This is a genomic window from Curtobacterium flaccumfaciens (genome assembly GCF_018598405.1).
In the GTDB taxonomy this organism is placed as follows: domain Bacteria; phylum Actinomycetota; class Actinomycetes; order Actinomycetales; family Microbacteriaceae; genus Curtobacterium; species Curtobacterium aurantiacum.
The window spans coordinates 141103-161326 of record NZ_JAHEWS010000001.1 but is presented as its reverse complement, the minus strand read 5'-3'; the positions used below and the strand labels follow the sequence as shown (position 1 = coordinate 161326).

13 protein-coding genes are annotated in these 20224 nt (G+C 67.5%); 12 read left to right on the top strand and 1 reads right to left on the bottom strand.

The window, feature by feature from the left end:
* The first annotated feature begins 42 nt into the window (after positions 1-42).
* Both rpoB and rpoC read left to right on the top strand, forming a co-directional pair.
* Positions 43-3531 (top strand): DNA-directed RNA polymerase subunit beta, encoded by a 3489-nt coding sequence (gene rpoB, locus KK097_RS00775; protein ID WP_214529465.1) that lies wholly within the window; start codon positions 43-45, stop codon positions 3529-3531.
* A gap of 44 nt (positions 3532-3575) precedes the next feature.
* The gene (gene rpoC, locus KK097_RS00770) at positions 3576-7457 is read left to right on the top strand and encodes a DNA-directed RNA polymerase subunit beta' (protein WP_214529463.1); all 3882 of its coding nucleotides are present in this window, start codon (positions 3576-3578) and stop codon (positions 7455-7457) included.
* Between the two features lie 129 nt (positions 7458-7586).
* Here the strand turns inward: rpoC and KK097_RS00765 are convergent, their stop codons facing one another.
* Positions 7587-7982 carry a VOC family protein gene (locus tag KK097_RS00765; protein ID WP_214543362.1) on the bottom strand — a complete coding sequence of 132 codons (396 nt, stop codon included), beginning with the start codon at positions 7980-7982 and terminating at the stop codon, positions 7587-7589.
* 410 nt (positions 7983-8392) lie between these two features.
* Between KK097_RS00765 and KK097_RS00760 the strand changes: the two genes are divergently transcribed.
* From KK097_RS00760 to KK097_RS00715, 10 genes are all read left to right on the top strand, one after another.
* Entirely contained in the window at positions 8393-10060 is a 1668-nt protein-coding gene (locus tag KK097_RS00760; protein ID WP_214529459.1) for a GspE/PulE family protein, read from the top strand.
* A 20-nt stretch (positions 10061-10080) separates the two neighbouring features.
* Entirely contained in the window at positions 10081-11658 is a 1578-nt protein-coding gene (locus KK097_RS00755) for a type IV pilus twitching motility protein PilT (RefSeq protein ID WP_284730928.1), read from the top strand.
* Positions 11658-12890: a type II secretion system F family protein gene (locus KK097_RS00750; RefSeq protein WP_214543361.1), complete on the top strand. Its 1233-nt coding sequence runs from the start codon at positions 11658-11660 to the stop codon at positions 12888-12890. Before KK097_RS00755 ends, KK097_RS00750 begins: the two co-directional genes overlap by 1 nt.
* Before the next feature lie 185 nt (positions 12891-13075).
* Positions 13076-13498 carry a type II secretion system protein gene (locus KK097_RS18270; RefSeq protein WP_284730927.1) on the top strand — a complete coding sequence of 141 codons (423 nt, stop codon included), beginning with the start codon at positions 13076-13078 and terminating at the stop codon, positions 13496-13498.
* Between the two features lie 88 nt (positions 13499-13586).
* Positions 13587-14924, top strand: coding sequence for a prepilin-type N-terminal cleavage/methylation domain-containing protein (locus KK097_RS00740; RefSeq protein ID WP_214543360.1), 1338 nt, complete (start codon positions 13587-13589; stop codon positions 14922-14924).
* On the top strand, positions 14924-15586 hold the full coding sequence (locus KK097_RS00735; protein ID WP_214543359.1) for a PilW family protein: 663 nt from the start codon (positions 14924-14926) through the stop codon (positions 15584-15586). The genes KK097_RS00740 and KK097_RS00735 overlap by 1 nt, the downstream gene beginning before the upstream one ends.
* Positions 15583-17478: a pilus assembly PilX family protein gene (locus KK097_RS00730; RefSeq protein WP_214529450.1), complete on the top strand. Its 1896-nt coding sequence runs from the start codon at positions 15583-15585 to the stop codon at positions 17476-17478. The genes KK097_RS00735 and KK097_RS00730 overlap by 4 nt, the downstream gene beginning before the upstream one ends.
* Positions 17475-18338: a prepilin peptidase gene (locus tag KK097_RS00725; protein ID WP_214543358.1), complete on the top strand. Its 864-nt coding sequence runs from the start codon at positions 17475-17477 to the stop codon at positions 18336-18338. Before KK097_RS00730 ends, KK097_RS00725 begins: the two co-directional genes overlap by 4 nt.
* 60 nt (positions 18339-18398) lie before the next feature.
* Positions 18399-19451 carry a type IV pilus assembly protein PilM gene (gene pilM, locus KK097_RS00720; protein WP_214529448.1) on the top strand — a complete coding sequence of 351 codons (1053 nt, stop codon included), beginning with the start codon at positions 18399-18401 and terminating at the stop codon, positions 19449-19451.
* The gene (locus KK097_RS00715; protein WP_214543357.1) at positions 19448-20224 is read left to right on the top strand and encodes a hypothetical protein; all 777 of its coding nucleotides are present in this window, start codon (positions 19448-19450) and stop codon (positions 20222-20224) included. Before pilM ends, KK097_RS00715 begins: the two co-directional genes overlap by 4 nt.

Sequence of the window (20224 nt, the reverse complement as noted above, 5' to 3'; positions counted from 1 at the left end):
TCGTCAGTGTCGGCCCGACGGGGCCTACCGGAGGTCACACCCTTGGCTGCTGCGCCCAACGCATCCACCAACCCCAAGAACGGTCGCAACCACTCGCGACTCTCGTTCGCCAAGATCACGGACACCCTCACGGTTCCGGATCTGCTCGCACTCCAGACGGAGAGCTTCGACTGGCTCGTCGGCAACGACGTCTGGAAGGCCCGCCTCGCCGAAGGGCAGGAGCAGGGTCGCACCGACCTCGCGCTGCACTCGGGGCTCGAGGAGATCTTCGAGGAGATCTCCCCGATCGAGGACCTCGGCGAGACCATGCAGCTCTCGTTCACCGCGCCTGAGCTCGAGGACCCGAAGTACTCGATCGACGACTGCAAGGAGCGCGGCAAGACCTACGCCGCTCCGCTGTACGTCAACGCCGAGTTCATGAACCACATGACGGGTGAGATCAAGACGCAGACGGTCTTCATGGGCGACTTCCCGCTCATGACCGAGCGCGGCACGTTCATCATCAACGGCACCGAGCGCGTCGTCGTGTCGCAGCTCGTCCGTTCGCCCGGCGTGTACTTCGAGCGCCAGCAGGAGAAGACCTCCGACAAGGACATCTACTCGGCGAGGATCATCCCGTCGCGTGGTGCCTGGCTCGAGTTCGAGATCGACAAGCGCGACCAGGTGGGCGTGCGCATCGACCGCAAGCGCAAGCAGTCCGTGACCGTCTTCCTCAAGGCCCTCGGCCTGACGAGCGAAGAGATCATGGACGAGTTCCAGGGCTTCGCGTCGATCGAGTCGACCCTCGAGAAGGACGCCGTCCTCACGAAGGAAGAGGCGCTCAAGGACATCTACCGCAAGCTCCGCCCGGGCGAGCAGGTCGCTGCCGAGGCCGCACGTGCGCTCCTCGACAACTTCTACTTCAACCCGAAGCGCTACGACCTGGCGAAGGTCGGCCGCTACAAGGTCAACCGCAAGCTCGGCATGGACGCCCCGCTGTCCGACTCGGTGCTCACCGTCAAGGACATCGTCGCGACGATCAAGTACCTCGTGTCGCTGCACGCTGAGCGCACCACGATCGACGGCGTCCGTGACGGCGAGCCGGTGCAGCTGCGCCTCGACGTGGACGACATCGACCACTTCGGCAACCGTCGCATCCGCGCCGTCGGCGAGCTCATCCAGAACCAGGTCCGCACGGGTCTGTCCCGTATGGAGCGCGTCGTCCGCGAGCGCATGACCACGCAGGACATCGAGGCGATCACGCCCCAGACGCTCATCAACGTGCGTCCGGTCGTCGCCGCGATCAAGGAGTTCTTCGGAACGTCCCAGCTGTCGCAGTTCATGGACCAGAACAACCCGCTCGCGGGCCTGACGCACAAGCGTCGTCTCTCGGCCCTCGGCCCGGGTGGTCTGTCCCGTGAGCGTGCCGGCGTCGAGGTCCGTGACGTCCACCCGTCGCACTACGGCCGCATGTGCCCGATCGAGACCCCGGAAGGCCCGAACATCGGCCTGATCGGTTCGCTCGCGTCGTTCGGTCGGATCAACTCCTTCGGCTTCATCGAGACCCCGTACCGTCGCGTCGTCAACGGCGAGGTCACGAAGACCATCGACTACCTCACCGCTTCGGAAGAGGACGAGTTCGTCGTCGCGCAGGCCAACGCCCCGCTGACGAACGACTTCCACTTCGCCGACGACAAGGTGCTCGTCCGCAAGAAGGGTGGCGAGGTCGAACTCGTCGCCAAGGACGAGGTCGACTACATGGACGTCTCGCCGCGCCAGATGGTGTCGGTCGCGACGTCGCTCATCCCGTTCCTCGAGCACGACGACGCGAACCGCGCCCTCATGGGTGCGAACATGCAGCGCCAGGCCGTCCCGCTGCTCCGTTCCGAGTCGCCGCTCGTCGGCACCGGCATGGAGGGCTACACGGCCATCGACGCCGGCGACGTCGTCACCGCCGACAAGGCCGGTGTCGTCTCCGAGGTCTCGGCCGACGCCGTCACCCTGCAGCTCGACGAGGGCGGCACGCAGACCTACTACCTGCGCAAGTTCGACCGCTCCAACCAGGGCACGAGCTACAACCACCGCGTCATCGTCTCCGCTGGCGAGCGCGTGGAGCAGGGCGAGGTCATCGCCGACGGTCCCGCGACGGAGAACGGCGAGCTCGCGCTCGGCAAGAACCTCCTCGTCGCGTTCATGCCGTGGGAGGGCTACAACTACGAGGACGCGATGATCCTGTCGCAGAACCTCATCAAGGACGACACGCTCTCCTCGATCCACATCGAGGAGTACGAGGTCGACGCCCGCGACACCAAGCTCGGCAAGGAGGAGATCACCCGTGACCTCCCCAACGTCAGCCCGGACCTGCTGGCCGACCTCGACGAGCGCGGCATCATCCGCATCGGTGCCGAGGTCCGCCCCGGCGACATCCTCGTCGGCAAGGTCACGCCGAAGGGCGAGACCGAGCTGAGCGCCGAGGAGCGCCTGCTCCGTGCCATCTTCAACGAGAAGTCGCGCGAAGTCCGCGACACCTCGCTCAAGGTGCCCCACGGTGAAGAGGGCACGATCATCGGCGTCAAGGTGTTCGACTCGCAGGACGGCGACGACGAGCTCGGCTCGGGCGTCAACCAGCGCGTGGTCGTCTACATCGCCCAGAAGCGCAAGATCACCGCGGGTGACAAGCTCGCCGGTCGTCACGGCAACAAGGGCGTCATCTCGACCATCCTCCCGGTCGAGGACATGCCGTTCCTCGCCGACGGCACCCCCGTCGACATCGTCCTCAACCCGCTCGGCGTCCCCGGCCGCATGAACTTCGGCCAGGTGCTCGAGATCCACCTCGGGTGGCTCGCCAAGCAGGGCTGGAACGTCGAGGGCATCCAGGAGTGGGCCTCGGCCCTGCCGGAGGCAGCGCGCAGCGCCGAGCCCGGCACCAAGGTCGCCACCCCGGTGTTCGACGGTGCGTACGAGCGCGAGATCGAGGGCCTCCTCGACTCGACCCTCCCGAACCGCGACGGCGAGCGCCTGATCGGCTCGTCCGGCAAGGCGCAGCTCTTCGACGGTCGCTCCGGCGAGCCGTTCCCGGAGCCCGTCTCGGTCGGCTACATGTACATCCTCAAGCTGCACCACCTGGTCGACGACAAGATCCACGCGCGTTCGACCGGGCCGTACTCGATGATCACGCAGCAGCCGCTGGGTGGTAAGGCGCAGTTCGGTGGACAGCGATTCGGTGAGATGGAGGTGTGGGCGCTCGAAGCGTACGGCGCCGCCTACGCCCTCCAGGAGCTCCTGACGATCAAGTCCGACGACATCCTCGGCCGCGTGAAGGTCTACGAGGCGATCGTCAAGGGCGAGAACATCCAGGAGCCCGGCATCCCCGAGTCCTTCAAGGTCCTCATGAAGGAGATGCAGTCGCTCTGCTTGAACGTCGAGGTCCTCTCGGCTGACGGACAGGCTGTCAGCCTGCGCGACAACGATGACGAGGTCTTCCGCGCTGCGGAGGAGCTGGGCATCAACATCTCCTCGCGGTTCGAGTCGTCCTCTGTCGACGACATCTGATCCCGCCCGTACATCGAAGCCTGAATCAGCAAGAGAGAAGAACATTGCTCGAAGCAACTTCCTTTGACGCCATTCGGATCGGCCTCGCAACCGCCGAGGACATCCGTCAGTGGTCGTACGGCGAGGTCAAGAAGCCGGAGACCATCAACTACCGCACCCTGAAGCCCGAGAAGGACGGTCTGTTCGGCGAGCAGATCTTCGGGCCGTCCCGTGACTGGGAGTGCGCCTGTGGCAAGTACAAGCGTGTCCGGTTCAAGGGCATCGTCTGCGAGCGCTGCGGCGTCGAGGTCACCAAGTCCTCGGTCCGCCGTGAGCGCATGGGCCACATCGAGCTCGCTGCCCCCGTCACGCACATCTGGTACTTCAAGGGCGTCCCGTCGCGCCTCGGTTACCTCCTCGACATGGCGCCGAAGGACCTCGAGAAGGTCATCTACTTCGCGGCGTACATGATCATCGACATCGATGAAGAGGGCCGTCACGCGGACATGCCGGGTCTCGAGAACGAGATGCGTCTCGAGATCAAGACCCTCGAGGGCCAGCGTGACTCGATCATCGCCGACCGCCTCAAGAAGCTCGAGGACGACCTCGCAGCTCTTGAGGAAGAGGGTGCGAAGGCCGACGTCAAGCGCCGCACCAAGGACACCGCCGAGAAGGAGATGTCCCAGGTCCGCAAGTCGTTCGACGAGGACATCACCCGTCTCGAGCGTGTGTGGGAGGACTTCCGCAACCTCAAGGTGGGCGACCTCAAGCCCGAGGACGCCGTCTTCCACGAGCTCCAGGACCGGTTCGGGATCTACTTCGACGCCTACATGGGCGCCGAGGCGATCAAGCTCCGGCTCGAGGCGTTCGACCTGGCCGCCGAGGCCGAGGCGCTGCGCCTGCAGATCGCCGAGGGCAAGGGCCAGAAGAAGATCCGCGCGATCAAGCGTCTGCGCGTCGTCAGCTCCTTCCTCGCCACCGGCAACTCGCCGGCAGCGATGGTGCTCGGCGTCGTGCCGGTCATCCCGCCGGAGCTGCGCCCGATGGTGCAGCTCGACGGTGGCCGCTTCGCTACGTCGGACCTCAACGACCTCTACCGTCGTGTGATCAACCGCAACAACCGTCTCCGCCGCCTGCTCGACCTCGGTGCCCCCGAGATCATCGTGAACAACGAGAAGCGCATGCTGCAGGAAGCCGTTGACGCGCTGTTCGACAACGGTCGTCGTGGACGTCCCGTCACGGGTACCGGCAACCGCGCCCTGAAGTCCCTGAGCGACATGCTCAAGGGCAAGCAGGGTCGTTTCCGCCAGAACCTGCTCGGCAAGCGCGTCGACTACTCGGGCCGTTCGGTCATCATCGTCGGCCCGCAGCTGAAGCTGCACCAGTGCGGTCTGCCCAAGCAGATGGCGCTCGAGCTCTTCAAGCCGTTCGTGATCAAGCGCCTCATCGACCTGTCGCACGCGCAGAACATCAAGTCGGCCAAGCGCATGGTCGAGCGTTCGCGTCCGCAGGTGTGGGACGTGCTCGAGGAGATCATCCGCGAGCGCCCCGTCCTGCTGAACCGTGCGCCGACGCTGCACCGCCTGGGCATCCAGGCGTTCGAGCCGCAGCTCGTCGAGGGCAAGGCCATCCAGCTCCACCCGCTCGTCTGCGCTGCGTTCAACGCGGACTTCGACGGTGACCAGATGGCCGTGCACCTGCCGCTGTCGGTCGAGGCCCAGGCCGAGGCCCGCATCCTGATGCTCGCCTCGAACAACATCCTGAAGCCGTCCGACGGCCGCCCGGTGACCCTGCCCGCACAGGACATGATCATCGGTCTGCACCACCTCACGACCGTCCGCGAGGGCGCCGTGGGCGAGGGCCGTGCGTTCTCGTCGGTGGCCGAGGCGATCCTGGCGAACGACCAGCACACGCTGCACCTCAACGCGATGGTGAAGATCCGCATGACGGGTGTCCACTTCGCCGAGGGTGAAGCACCCGAGGGCTACGAGCAGGGCGACACGCTGCTGCTCGAGACGACCCTGGGCCGTGCGCTCTTCAACGAGACCCTCCCGGCGAACTACCCGTTCGTCCAGAAGGTCACGGACAAGGGCGTGCTCTCCGCGATCGTCAACGACCTCGCCGAGCGCTACTCCAAGACCGAGACGGCCGCTGCGCTGGACCGGATCAAGGACGCCGGCTTCTACTGGGGCACCCGCTCCGGTGTGACCGTCGCCCTGTCGGACGTCGTGACGCCTCCTCGCAAGAAGGAGATCATCGCGGGCTACGAGATCCAGGCCGCCAAGGTGCAGGGCGAGTTCGACAAGGGTCTGATCACCGACTCCGAGCGTCGCGCCGACCTGATCAAGATCTGGACCGAGGCCACGAACGAGATCGCGCAGGAGATGCGCGACAACTTCCCGGTCGACAACACCATCAACCGCATGGTGTCGTCCGGTGCTCGTGGTAACTGGCTTCAGGTCCGCAACATCGCCGGTATGCGTGGTCTGGTGAACAACCCGAAGGGCGAGATCATCGCCCGCCCGATCATCAACTCGTACCGCGAGGGCCTGACCGTGGCGGAGTACTTCATCGCCACCCACGGTGCTCGTAAGGGTCTTGCCGACACCGCGCTCCGTACCGCGGACTCCGGGTACCTCACCCGTCGTCTCGTGGACGTCTCGCAGGACGTCATCATCCGCGAGGACGACTGCGGCACGACGCGTGGCCTCGAGCTGCCGATCGCGACCGTGGACGCCGACGGCAAGCTCGTCCGCGACCCCCGCGTCGAGAACACCGTGTACTCCCGCACCCTGGCCACCGAGGCCGTGGACGCACAGGGCACGGTCGTGGCAGAGGCCGGTGAGGACGTCGGTGACGTGCTCATCGACAAGCTGCTCGCGGCCGGTGTCGAGAGCATCAAGGTGCGCTCGGTCCTGACCTGCGAGTCCGCCGTCGGTGTCTGCGCGAAGTGCTACGGCCGTTCGCTCGCCACGGGCAACCTCGTCGACATCGGCGAGGCGGTCGGCATCATCGCCGCCCAGTCCATCGGTGAGCCCGGTACCCAGCTGACGATGCGTACCTTCCACACGGGTGGTTCGGCCTCGGCCGACGACATCACCCAGGGTCTGCCGCGTGTCACGGAGCTCTTCGAGGCACGTACCCCCAAGGGCGCGTCCCCGATCGCCGAGGCCCCCGGCCGCGTCGTGGTCGAGGACACGGACAAGGGTCGTCGGATCATCCTCACGCCGGACAACGGTGACGAGCCGTTCATCTACCCGGTGCTCAAGCGTGCGACGCTCCTCATCGAGGACAACCAGCACGTCGAGCTCGGCGAGCAGTTCATCGCCGGCACCGTCGACCCGAAGGAAGTCCTCCGGGTCAAGGGTGTCCGAGAGGTCCAGAAGCACCTGGTCAACGGTGTGCAGGACGTCTACGGCTCGCAGGGTGTGCCGATCCACGACAAGCACATCGAGGTCATCGTCCGCCAGATGCTCCGCAAGGTCACCGTCGTCGACCACGGCGACACCGACCTGCTCCCGGGCGAACTCGTCGACCGGTCGCGCTACAACGCGCTGAACCGTGCGGCGCTGCAGGAGGGTCGCAAGACCGCCTCGGCTCGCCAGGAGGTCATGGGCATCACGAAGGCGTCCCTCGCGACCGAGTCGTGGCTGTCCGCCGCGTCCTTCCAGGAGACCACCCGCGTGCTCACGCAGGCGGCCATGGAGGGCAAGCAGGACCACCTCGTCGGCCTCAAGGAGAACGTCATCATCGGTAAGCTCATCCCCGCCGGGACGGGCCTCAGCCGGTACCGTGACGTGGACGTGAACGCGACCGAAGAGGCGAAGGCGGAGCGGTACCCCAACCGCATCTTCGCTGACGACTCGTCGTTCTCGGACGCCGACCTGAGCTTCGTCGACTTCGACAGCTTCTCGTCGGACGACTTCACGCCGGGCACCTACAACTGAGTCTGATGTGATCCCACGAAGGCCCCGTCTCCGCAAGGAGGCGGGGCCTTCGTCGTGTCGTCACCACGTGACGGCCTGGAGGCGCGGTGCCCGGCCGCCACGGGCCTCCCGTCCGCCGTGGGGTCGCGGCTAGAGCGCGCGGCCCGCGCCGTTGTCGCGGCCGGATCCACGACCGGTCTCGTCGACCAGCGAGAACAGGCTCAGCACGTTGCCGTCGGGGTCGCGGACGTCGAACCAGTCGACCGCGCCGTCGACGCACTCGACGGGGCCGATGTCGATGCCGAGTGCGCCGATGCGCGCGTGCTCGGCGGCGACGTCGTCGACACCGAAGCGGACGCTGACCGGGTTCTCCTCGGCCTGTTCGTCGACGTAGAGCTGGATCCAGATGCCGCCGACCTCGTACTCGGCGACGCCGTCCTCGGGCTCGAGGTCCGGCTCGGTGCGCTCGAAGACCGCGCCGTACCAGAGGCAGGACGCCTCGAGGTCGGTGACGGGCAGCCCCACGGTCACGCTGGTGATGTCCATGTCTCATGATGTCCCCGGGTGGGGGCGCGCGTCGAGAGGGATTCCGCGGTGACGCGCTGTCCGGCCCGGTCGCCGCCACGCGTCCTGTCCCGGCGTTCCTCCACAACGCCCCTCCTCGCCGGCGCTCTCCACCGACTCCCTCCGGTGCCTCCGGGGGTGCCGTGTCGTCCGGGAGGCTGGCGGACATGCGCACCCGAACAGCCTCGCCGACCCGGCGCCGATGTCCCCCTGACCGGGGCGGAACCGGCCGTGGACCCCACTTCTGGGTGCAGCCGGACCCCCTCCGCCCCCTCCTTCTGGGACTGCGGTCGCCGCACGCCCCAGAAGTAGCGTGGTCGGGCGCCACATCCCTGGTGGCGCATCACCCGACGACGTCTCGCCGCGCGCGAGTCCAAGGAGGCACAGGACGCATGGCGACCCTGTCCGAGATCCTCATCCTGAACGGCGCCCTGCCCATCGAGCACCTCGATGCGATGACGGGCGATGAGGAACTCGACGAGCGCGCCATCCGCGGCCTGGTCGACCAGGGCGTCGTGAGCGAGGCCCAGTTCATCACCGCCCGCGCCGCGTCGAACAACTCCCGTACCGTGCCGCTGAGCGACTACCCGGTCGACGGCACCGCGGTGTCGATCCTGCCGGCCGCACTGTGCCGTCGTCACGGGGTCCTCGGGGTCGGGTTCGAGGGCGACCTGCTCATCCTCGCGATGGTGAACCCCACGAACGTCCTCGCGATCGACGACGCCCGGACGGCATCGGGTCGGTCGATCAAGCCCCTGCAGGTCGAGGAGCGTGATCTCGTCGCGGCGCTCGACCGGTACCTGCGCGCCGACGACGAGCTGAACGACCTGACGTCGTCGCTGGAAGAAGAAGCGTCCGCCATCTCGAGCGCACAGGTCGACATCACCGACGGCGCCCTCGACGACGTGCCGATCGTGCGCTTCGTGAACCTGCTCGTGTCGCAGGCCATCCAGGACCACGCCTCCGACATCCACATCGAGCCGGGTGAGCACGAGGTCCGGATCCGGTACCGCATCGACGGCGTCCTGCACGAGATGGCGCCGGCGCCGAAGAACATCCAGAACGGCGTGATCAGCCGCCTGAAGATCATGAGCGACATCGACATCGCCGAGCGGCGCAAGCCGCAGGACGGCCGGATGTCCGTGCGGCACGGCGGCCGGCAGATCGACCTCCGCGTCGCGACCCTGCCCACCGTGTGGGGCGAGAAGGTCGTCATGCGGATCCTCGACAACACGAACACCTCGCTGACCCTCAAGGACCTCAACCTCCTCGAGCAGAACTTCCAGGCCTACCAGCGGTCCTACTCGAAGCCGTACGGCATGATCCTGGTGACCGGGCCGACCGGTTCGGGCAAGTCGACCACGCTGTACACGACCCTCAACGCGGTCGCGAAGCCCGAGATCAACGTCATCACGGTGGAGGACCCGGTCGAGTACCGGATGGCCGGCATCAACCAGGTGCAGGTCAACCCGAAGGCCGGGTTGACGTTCGCGTCCGCGCTCCGTTCGATCCTCCGCTCCGACCCCGACGTCGTGCTGCTCGGTGAGATCCGCGACCACGAGACCGCACAGATCGCGATCGAGGCATCCCTGACCGGGCACCTCGTGCTCTCGACCTTGCACACCAACGACGCCCCGTCGGCCGTGACCCGCCTGACCGAGATGGACATCGAGCCGTTCCTCGTCGGGTCGGCCCTCGACTCCGTCGTCGCCCAGCGACTCGCACGACGTCTGTGCGACCGGTGCAAGGCGCCCGCGGTGTACGAGATCGAGCAGCTGCAGGCGCTCGGCTTCCTGGCCCCCGGTGACGAGATGCCCGCGTTCTTCGCCCCGGTCGGGTGCGCCGTCTGCTCGAACACCGGCTACCGCGGCCGCATCGCCCTGCACGAGGTAATGACCGTCACCGAGGAGATCGAGCGGCTCGCCGTCGGCCGCGCCTCGAGCGCCGAGATCAGCCGCGTCGCCCAGCAGCAGGGCATGCTCACCCTCCGACAGGACGGCTTCGAGAAGGTCAAGCTCGGCATGACGAGCGTCGACGAGATCCTGCGCGTCGTCGCGTGACCGGGGAACAGGACGAGCAGATGACCGATTCCGTGTACGACATCACCATGCCCGGTGACGAGCCCGTCGCCGGGTGGCACCCCGGAACCCCGGGCGCCGAGGTCGGTTCCCGCCGTGCCGCACGTCTGGCCGCCGCGGCTGCCGCTCCGCCCGAGCAGGTCTACGACCTCGCCGACGACTCGGCGGGGTGGCCGGCACCGGCCGGTGCGCCGGTGGCCGGCTCCGTTGCTGGCCAGGTGGCGGCGCCCGTCGCGCAGTCCGCCACCGCTCCGGCGACGCCGCCCGCCGCGGTCCCGTCCTCGACCGCCACCTACGGGTACGCCGACCCCGCGACCCAGCAGCTCCCGGCCGTGCCGTACAGCGGCGCCCACTACGCGGCTCCGGCTCCCGCGCCGGCACCGGTCGCCAACTCGGCCAGCGACATCGACTTCGCGCGGCACGCGCGCGAGGTCGCCGACCCCGACCTCATCACCGCGCTGGCACAGGTCGTCTACCAGGGCGCGTCCGACCTGCACGTCACGGCCGACGCCCCGCCCACCGTCCGCGTCGACGGCGCACTCCGTCCGGCCGTTCCCGGAGGCGCGTGGTCGCGCGGCAAGGTCATCGCGGCGCTCAAGACGCTGCTGTCCGTCGAACAGGCCGGGCAGTTCGACCACGACCAGGAACTCGACTTCGCGTACTCGCTGTCGCCCGAGTACCGCTTCCGCGTGAACTACTACCAGCAGCGCGGCAACTGGGGCGCGGCGTTCCGCATCATCCCCACCAGGATCAAGACGCTCAAGCAGCTCGGCATCCCCGAGTACGTCGGCGACTTCGCCGGCCTGCCCCGTGGCCTGGTCCTCGTCACCGGCCCGACCGGTTCGGGCAAGTCGACCACGCTCGCCGCGCTCATCGACCTGGTGAACGAGAGCCGCTCCGACCACATCGTCACGGTCGAGGACCCGATCGAGTTCATGCACGAGCACAAGCGGTCGATCATCAACCAGCGCGAGGTCGGTGCCGACACGCGCTCCTTCGCCTCGGCGTTGAAGCACGTGCTGCGACAGGACCCCGACGTCATCCTGATCGGCGAGCTGCGCGACCTCGAGACCATCTCCGTCGCGCTCACCGCCGCCGAGACCGGCCACCTGGTGTTCGCCACCCTGCACACGCAGAGCGCGCCCGGCACCATCGACCGCGTCATCGACGTCTTCCCGCCGCACCAGCAGGGGCAGATCCGCACCCAGCTCGCGGCGACCCTGCAGGGCGTCGTCTGCCAGACCCTCGTGCCCAAGGCCAACGGCGTCGGCCGGGTCGTCGCCACCGAGATCATGACGATCACCCCGGCCATCGGCAACCTCATCCGCGAGGGCAAGACGTACCAGATCACCTCCGCCATGCAGGCCGGCCGTGACCTCGGCATGCACACCATGGACCAGGACCTCGCCGAACTGGTCAACGTCGGCACCATCTCGCGGAAGGCCGCGATGGAGAAGGTCCACGACGAAGAGGGCTTCGACCGGCTCGTGCAGCGTGTCGAATCCCCGTCCGACTCCTCGGCCGCCGCGATCGCCGCCAGCGGCATCGACTTCGGCGACAAGTTCTCCGGAGGCCACTGATGTCACTCGCGTTCGACTACCGCGGCCGTGACGGCGCCGGCAAGCTCGTCAAGGGCCGCCTCGACGCCGCGTCCGAAGGGGCCGTCGTCCAGCGCCTCCGGGGCATGGGCGTCTCACCGATCGCCATCACCGAGGCCAAGGCCGGCACGGGGCTGCAGACCGAGATCAAGATCCCCGGGTTCGAGAAGGGCGTCGGACTCAAGGACCTCGCGATCATGTCGCGGCAGGCCTCCACGATGCTCACCTCGGGCCTCGCACTGCTCCGGACCCTGACGATCCTGTCGGACCAGACCGAGAACAAGAAGCTCAAGGACATCATCGGGAAGGTCCGCGACGACGTGGAGCGGGGCGTCTCGTTCTCCGACGCCGTCGCGAAGTACCCGGTCGACTTCCCGCCGATCATGATCAACATGATCCGTGCGGGGGAGACCGGCGGCTTCCTCGACCAGGCCATGGACTCCATCGCCACGAACTTCGAGAAGGAGCACAAGCTCCGCTCGACGATCAAGTCGGCGATGACCTACCCCGTCGTCGTGCTCGTGATGTCGCTGGTGGCGGTCGCCATCATGCTCATCTTCATCGTGCCGATCTTCCAGGGCATGTTCTCGTCGCTCGGCGGAACGCTCCCGCTGCCGACGCAGATCCTCGTGACGCTGTCACACGTGATGCGGTACGTCGCGATCCCCCTCGCCGTCGTCGTCCTGGTGGGCTGGCTGTGGTGGCGGGCGAACAAGAACACCGAGCGGGTGCGCGCGTTCATCGATCCGATCACCCTCAAACTGCCGGTGTTCGGGCCCTTGCAGAAGAAGATCGTCATCGCTCGGTTCGCGCGGAACTTCTCGAACATGATCGGTGCTGGCGTTCCTATTCTGCAGGCATTGCGGATCGTCGGAGAAGTGTCGAACAACTCCGTTGTGAAGCGCGCGCTCGACAATGTCGCGGAGGCTGTCCGGAAAGGCGAATCGATCGCCGTCCCGCTCGCCGCGCAGGCAGTTTTCCCGGCAATGGTGACGCAAATGGTCGCGGTGGGTGAAGACGCCGGTTCCCTCGAGATCATGCTCGAGAAGATCGCGGTGTTCTACGACGCCGAGGTCGAGGCCACCACGGACGCCCTGACCTCGCTGATCGAGCCGCTGCTCATCGCGTTCCTCGGAGTGGTGGTGGGCGGGATGATCATCGCGCTTTACATGCCGATCTTCCAGATCACCAACGTCGTGCAGAACGCTTCCTAGTCATTCCACCCCCATGCGGGGGCAATTGGGATATCGAGCAGCCCCCGCACTGGGGGTGTTCCGCGCCCATGATGGCCCCCGTTCTCGGGATTGGCCGGTCGAAGCGTGCCGAATACGCTGTTCTGCGGCGGCCGAGCAAGCCCCGAAATCATTTCCCCGACATTCCCCGCAGAATGGAAACAACCATGTACTTCGCTCTCATGGGCAAGCTCGACGCTCGCCGCAAGGGTCTCCTGAAGGACGGCGAGAAGGGCTTCACGCTCATCGAGCTCCTCGTCGTCGTCATCATCATCGGCATCCTCGCCGCGATCGCCATCCCGGTGTACATCGGTGTGCAGAACAACGCGAAGGACTCGGCCGTCAAGTCGGACGTCACCAACGCGAAGACGGCCGTCGTGAGCATCGCGACGTCCGGCACTGGCGCCTTCCCGGACACTGCCGACCTCACCTCCACGGACTACAAGAACGCCGGGGCGACCAAGAGCTCGAACACCACCGCGATCACGTACAAGAAGACCACCGACGGTTTCTGCATCCAGGGAACGAGCTCGACCAGCAAGACCTTCGTCGCCAACGAGACCGACGGCGTGAAGGCCGGTACCTGCTGACACTCGCTGTGAACCGTGTGGGCGCCGCCTCGTCGAGGCCGGCGCCCACACGAGCATCGGAACGACCACTCCATCCAGAAGGGACGCCATGATCTCGCGCATCGCCGAGCGACTGCGTTCCGCACGTGCGAACGAGGACGGGTTCACGATCATCGAGGTGATGGTCGCCATGACCATCTTCGCGCTGATCGCCGCCGGGATCGCTGCCGGCATCACCGCTTCGCTCGTCCTGTCCAAGGACACCCGTGCACGTGAGGTCGCGTCGACGGTCGCCATGGAGGACATCGACAACCTCCGGAACCTCCCGAGCATCTTCGACATCAAGAGCGGCACTGATTCCCCGACGGTCGGCAACCAGACGTTCGCCCTCACTCGGAAGGTGTCGTGGACCCGTTCCTCGGGCAGTGCAACGGCGTGCGGTACCGGGGACGGCACGTTGTCGTACAAGGCAGTCACGGTGGCGGTCAGCTGGAAGACCAACGCGTCGTCGTCCGGCTCGCAGCAGGTCAGGATGTCGAGCGCGATCGCTCCGCTCACGAACATCAACTCCGACACCACCGGTTCGATCCTGATCGGCGTCACGAACGCGAACGGCATCGGTGTGTCCGGGATCGTCCCGACGGTCAGCGGTCCGGCCGGCGTCACCGTCCCGGCGACCGATGCCGAAGGGTGCACCTACGTCTCCGGGGTCGCTCCCGGCACGTACTCGGTGAAGATCGCCCGGAGCGGCTACATCGACTCGAACCAGCAGGTCAGCCCGTCGACGCAGACGATCACCGTCGCCGCAGGCTCCTCCGGAGCCGCTGCCTTCAGCTTCGACGTGGCAGCGAAGTACACCTTCAGGTACGCCACCACTCCGGACGTGGGTGCGACGCTCCCGACCAACATGTCCACCACGCTGATCAACCCGACCTCCGGCACCACGCAACTCACCAACACCGCCGGATCGGCGTCGTTGTTCCCGTACGGGAGCTACCGGGTGGTTGCCGGGTCGTACGTGGTGGACGCCTCGGGTACCTCGTCGTCCACCTGTCTCAGCCCGGAGCCGGGGTCCTGGACGACCCCCAACGCGAAGGCGAAGGTCGGGACGCCCTCCGAGCCGTCGAACAACAAGGCGACGATCGCCGTGCAGATGGGGGCGGTCCAGCTCTCGGGCCTGACGGCGGGCAAGTTCCTGACCGCGAAGACCACGACGCCCGTGAACGGTGACCCGGGCTGTGCCGCAGGCATGACCCTGCAGTTCCCGAAGCTCGCAGCGGGCACTGCGTCGATCGCGTTGCCGTGGGGGACCTGGAAGCTCTACTCCGGGGACACGGCCGGATCCACCACGAATGCGCTCGCCCTCACGAACGAGAACGCCGCGATGGTCACGAACGGCGCCGTCCGGGGTGGTGCCGTGATGGTCGACCCCAGGCCGGTCAGCTGATGCGAGCGATCATCCGTCGTCTCCACTCGGAGCAACGGGGCATCACCCTCGTGGAGCTCCTCGTGGCGATGCTGGTCACGTCACTGCTGCTCACGTTGGTCGGCAGTTTCTTCGTCTCGATGCTCAAGGCGCAGCGAACGGTCTCGTCGGTCAACGACAGCACGCGGCAGGGCACGACGTCGATGACGCAGGTGAGCCGCTACCTGCGTGAGGCGTCCCGGGTGCAGCTCACGAAGACGACGAACCGGGCTGCCTTCGAGAGCGCGACGGCGACGAGCATGCGGTTCTACTCCGGGGTGGACCTCACGACGTCACGGGCCGGCCTCACCAAGGTCACGATCGACACGCAGGGCACGAAGCTCCGCATGCAACTCCAGCGCGGCGACTGCCCGGCCAATGGGTACTGCACCTTCACCGGTCCCACGAAGACCATCGTGCTGGCCGACGTCGTCCGGACGAGTGGGAGCAACAGCACGCGCTTCCAGTACATCGATGCCGGTGGCGACAGCATCTCACCGACTGCGACCACCATGGACTCGATCCGGTCGGTCGACGTGACCCTGACGGTCGGATCCGCGACGGGGACGACCGCGAACGACACGACCTTCCAAGCGACCATCAACCTGCGCAACCTCGACTACGGCGCAGCGACGGAGGCATGATGCTCATCCGACTTGTCCGTGCCCTCCGACGCCGCGACGACGAACGCGGCGTGGCGCTCGCTGCGGTCATCGGTCTCGGCGCGGTGCTCATGATCGTGCTCTCGCTGGTGGTCGCGACCGCGACCAGCGGGGCGACGAAGGCGTCGAACGACGACGACTACAACAAGGCGATGGCTGCGGCGTACGCGGGCCTGTCCGACTACCAGGGACGTCTCGCCGCGGACAACGCCTACGTGAAGTACGGGGTGCGGACGCCGTTCTCGGGCGACAGCACGTACTCCGCTGACACCGCGAACAAGGCCTTCGGGGTCAGCGTGGGCGGGTCCTGGGCCCCGGTCGTGGGGAGCACCGATCAGTTCTACCGGTACGAGGTCGACAACTCCGCCTACGCGAACACCGGCAAGGTCCGCCTCCGCGTCACCGGCAAGGCGAACGGCGCGACCCGGACGCTCGTTGTCGACCTCCGCGGTGACGGCTTCGTGAACTACCTCTGGTTCACGAACTACGAGTCCCAGGACCCCAGCCTCACCGGTGAGACCACCACGACGACGAGTGGCGGTTCGACGACGACGCGGTGTACCTCGGCGCACCGCAACGAGAAGAACTGGAACTCCTCCACGAGTTGCCGCGCCGTGCTGTTCGCCTCGGGTGACCGCCTCGACGGCCCGGTTCGCACGAACGACGTCATCACCGCCTGCGGTGCGACGTTCAACCAGGCTGTGTCCCACACCGGGCCAGCGGGTTTCTTCTACACGAGCAAGGAGCCGACGATCGACTCGTCGTGCCGGACCTCGACGAAGTTCTCCGGCGGGCCGATCGGGAACAAGGGCACCCTCCCGATGCCGAGCACGAACGCGAACATGAAGCAGGAAGCCCGGACGGACATCTCCGACAAGGTCGCGAAGCCCGGGTGCATCTACACGGGGCCGACGTCGATCACCTTCCTGGCCGGAGGGAAGATGCGCGTCGTCTCGCCGTGGACGGTGAAGACCCAGCTCTCCGGCGCCGCGAACGGCGCGATCACCGGCGGCAGCACCAACGATGCACTGTGTGGATCGGTCCCGGCGCTGCGTGGTGCAGGAGCGGTCATCCCGACCCTGCCGTCGAACCTGGTCTACGTGCAGACGGTTCCCGGCGCCAGCGGTGACCCCAACTACTGGCCGCCCAACACGACTCCGACAGGAACCGTGAACGGAACCGTGAACGCCGGCTCGCCGGTGTACTGCCAGCAGACCGTGAAGGCCGCAACGGGAAGGACCACCTCCGACTACGGCAACGGACTCGGATACCCGAAGAGCAACGAGTTCACCGGTGCGCTCGGTGACTCCGGCTACTACGGCTGTCGGAACGGTGACGTCTTCGTCTCGGGATCGTTCGGCGGACAGATGACGCTCGCGGCCGAGAACTTCGTCTACGTGACCGGGAGCATCGTCTACCAGAACGGTCGGAACTCCGACGACATGCTGGGCCTCGTGGGGCAGCGTGCGGTCTCCGTCTCCAACCCCATCTCGTGTTCCTCCGGGACGAGCAGCACGTGCTCCACCGCGTCGGGCGAGTCAACGAACCTCGCTCCGACCCAGAACATCGAGGTCGATGCTGCCATCGCGAGCAACCTCGGGACCTTCAACGTGCAGAACAGCGCCTTCGGTTCGAACCTGGGAACACTCACGATCTACGGCTCGATCGCGCAGCAGTTCCGCGGGTCGGTCAGGACCTCCTACAACGACGGCTCCTGGGTGACGGGCTACGCGAAGGCGTACGCGTACGACACCAGGCTCAAGTCGTCGGCGCCGCCGAAGTTCCTGCAGCCCGTGTCCACCACGTACGGCGTGACGACCGAGACCGAGTCCGCGACGGCCTTCCGTGCCGACGGCACCCCGACGGGGAAGTGATCGTGGCTTCCTTCGCCGCTGTGGCGCCCCTCGTCACCGTGGTCGTCGGCGTGCTCGGTCTCGCGATCGGGTCGTTCCTGAACGTGGTCGTGTACCGCGTCCCCGCCGGGATGTCGGTCGTCGCACCGGCGAGCTCCTGCCCCGGGTGCGGCCACGAGATCCGCGGTCGCGACAACGTGCCGGTGATGTCCTGGCTCCTCCTGCGGGCACGGTGCCGCGATTGTGACGCGCCCATCTCGGCTCGGTACCCGCTCGTCGAAGCCGCCACGGGCCTCCTGTTCGTCGCGGTGACCCTGTTCTCGGTACTCGCGCCCTGGTCGCCGCTGGCGGCGCCGGACGGCGTGCGAGGCGTGATCCACGCGGCGGTCCTGCTCGTCGCGCTCCTGTACCTGATGGCGATCAGCGTCTCGCTGACACTCATCGACCTCGACACCCACACGCTGCCCAACCGGATCGTGCTGCCGGCGTTCGTCGTGCTGCCCGTGCTCCTGCTGGCAGCTTCGGCGGTGTCCGGTGACTGGGCCGCCGCACTGCGCGGGCTCATCGGTCTCGCCGCGCTCGGCGGTGCGTACCTGGCGCTGGCGCTGGCGGTGCCGGGAGGGATGGGGCTCGGCGACGTCAAGCTCGCCGGGGTGCTCGGCCTCGCGCTGGCGTACCTCGGATGGGGACCCCTCGCAGTGGGTTCTTTCGCGGCGTTCCTGCTCGGAGGTACCTTCGCAGTCGTCCTCCTGGTCGTGCGCCGGGCGGGCCGCCGGAGCGGGATCCCCTTCGGCCCCTGGATGCTCGCGGGCGCCTGGCTCGGCATCGCCGTCGGCCAGCCCGCGTGGGACGGCTACCTGCGCCTCCTCGGACTCGCCTGAGGCGTCGTCGCGCGCTCACCCCACCAGACCGACCCGAAGACGGTCACGGAAGGACCACCCATGTCGAAGAGCATCGTCGGCGTCGACATCGGCGCCACCACGATCCGCGCCGTCGAGGTGCAGGACGCCGACAAGCCGAGGCCCACGATCCTGCGGTTCGCCGAGGTACCGGTGCCCGTCGGAGCGACGAAGCAGGGCGAGGTGCTCGAGCCGAACACCGTTGCCGGCGCACTCCGCCAGCTCTGGTCGATCGGACGCTTCCGGTCGAAGGACGTCGTGCTCGGCATGGGCAACCAGCGAGTGCTGTCGCGAGACCTCACGGTCCCGAAGGCACCCATCGCGCAGATCCGCGAGTCGCTTCCCTTCCAGGTGCAGGACATGCTCCCGGTGCCGGTGGGCGACGCCATCCTCGACTTCTACCCGACGGGTGAGGAGATGGGCGAGAACGGTCCCACCGTGAGCGGTCTGCTCGTCGCCGCGGTGAAGGACGCGGTGCTCGCCAACGTCCGCGCCGTCCAGAACGCCGGCCTCAAGCCGGTCGGCGTCGACCTCATCCCGTTCGCCCTGGCCCGTGTCCTGGCGCCTGCGGACCAGGCGGGCACGGTGGCCATCATCGAGTGCGGCGGCAACACGACCACCGTCGTCATCGTGACCGACGGCGTGCCGAAGTTCGTCCGGATCGTGCCCACCGGCGGCGACGACATCACGCGGCTGCTCGCCGGTCGCCTGTCGATCGACGAGGGGGCGGCCGAAGCCGTCAAACGGCACCTCGGCATGGACCCCGAGCGCGCGAAGACCGGCGACGATGCCCTCGCGGTCGCAGCGGTCCGCGAGACCATGGGGGAACTGCTCTCCAGCCTCCGCAACACCGTCAACTACTTCGTGAACACCCACCCCGCCGAGCCCGTCGCCGAGATCCTGCTCTGCGGGGCGGCGGCTGCGCTGCCGGGCTTCTCCGCAGCGCTCTCGGAGTTCACCCGGACGCCCGTCCGGTTCGGAGCGCCGTTCGCGAACGTCGCGCTCGCGAAGTCCATCCGGGTCGAGGACCTGCACGCCCACGGCGCGTCGATCGCGGTCGCGTGGGGACTCGCCGCGGGAGGGAAGGCAGCATGAGCCAGACGACCGAGTCGAAGGTCGCGCGCACAGGACGGAGCCGTCGCCGAGGAGCCGCGACCGACCCCGCCGTGCGCGTTGCCGCCGAGAGTGCAGAACGCGCCAAGCGGCAGCGCCGCGCCACCGCCAACGAGGTCGTCGTGGGCGGTCGACCGAGCGTCGACCTCCTGCCGACCGAGGTCCTCGCCGACCGTCGCAGCCGACGTGTGGTCCGCCGCTTGTGGGCTGGTGTCGTCCTCGTGGCGATCGTGGTCGGGATCGCCACCGCGGGAGCCAGCCTGTTGTCCAGCGAGGCGCATGACGACCTGACCCACGCGCAGAGCGAGACCCTGTCGCTCCTGCAGCAGCAGGCGAACTACCGCGAGGTCCGGGACACGGAGGCCGGCACAGCTCTGCGGGAGGCAGCGCAGTCGGTCGGGGGGTCCACCGAGATCGCCTGGCAGCCGTACCTCGGCTCGCTGAAGGCTTCGCTCCCCGCCGGCGTCGAGATCACCGGTGTCGCGATCGACTCGGCCACTCCGCTCGAGACGTACGCACAGGCGGACAGCCCGCTGCAGGGCCAGCGGGTCGCGACCCTGACCATCGACGCCCAGAGCCCCACCCTGCCGTCGGTCCCGTCGTGGCTCGACGCGGTGAAGGGCCTCGAGGGCTTCGTCGACGCGACCGCGAACTCGGTGACGCTCGACGAGACGACCGGCACGTACACCGTGAACATGACGATCCACGTCGACGAGGCAGCCTACGACGGCAAGTACCAGGACAAGGGCGAGTGA

Coding starts and splice junctions, on each gene's coding strand:
- KK097_RS00730 (WP_214529450.1), top strand. CDS start 15,583: ATGATGCTCATCCGACTTGTCCGTGCCCTCCGACGCCGCGACGACGAA.
- KK097_RS00755 (WP_284730928.1), top strand. CDS start 10,081: ATGACCGATTCCGTGTACGACATCACCATGCCCGGTGACGAGCCCGTC.
- KK097_RS00760 (WP_214529459.1), top strand. CDS start 8,393: ATGGCGACCCTGTCCGAGATCCTCATCCTGAACGGCGCCCTGCCCATC.
- KK097_RS00735 (WP_214543359.1), top strand. CDS start 14,924: ATGCGAGCGATCATCCGTCGTCTCCACTCGGAGCAACGGGGCATCACC.
- pilM (WP_214529448.1), top strand. CDS start 18,399: ATGTCGAAGAGCATCGTCGGCGTCGACATCGGCGCCACCACGATCCGC.
- KK097_RS00740 (WP_214543360.1), top strand. CDS start 13,587: ATGATCTCGCGCATCGCCGAGCGACTGCGTTCCGCACGTGCGAACGAG.
- KK097_RS18270 (WP_284730927.1), top strand. CDS start 13,076: ATGTACTTCGCTCTCATGGGCAAGCTCGACGCTCGCCGCAAGGGTCTC.
- KK097_RS00715 (WP_214543357.1), top strand. CDS start 19,448: ATGAGCCAGACGACCGAGTCGAAGGTCGCGCGCACAGGACGGAGCCGT.
- KK097_RS00765 (WP_214543362.1), bottom strand. CDS start 7,982: ATGGACATCACCAGCGTGACCGTGGGGCTGCCCGTCACCGACCTCGAG.
- KK097_RS00750 (WP_214543361.1), top strand. CDS start 11,658: ATGTCACTCGCGTTCGACTACCGCGGCCGTGACGGCGCCGGCAAGCTC.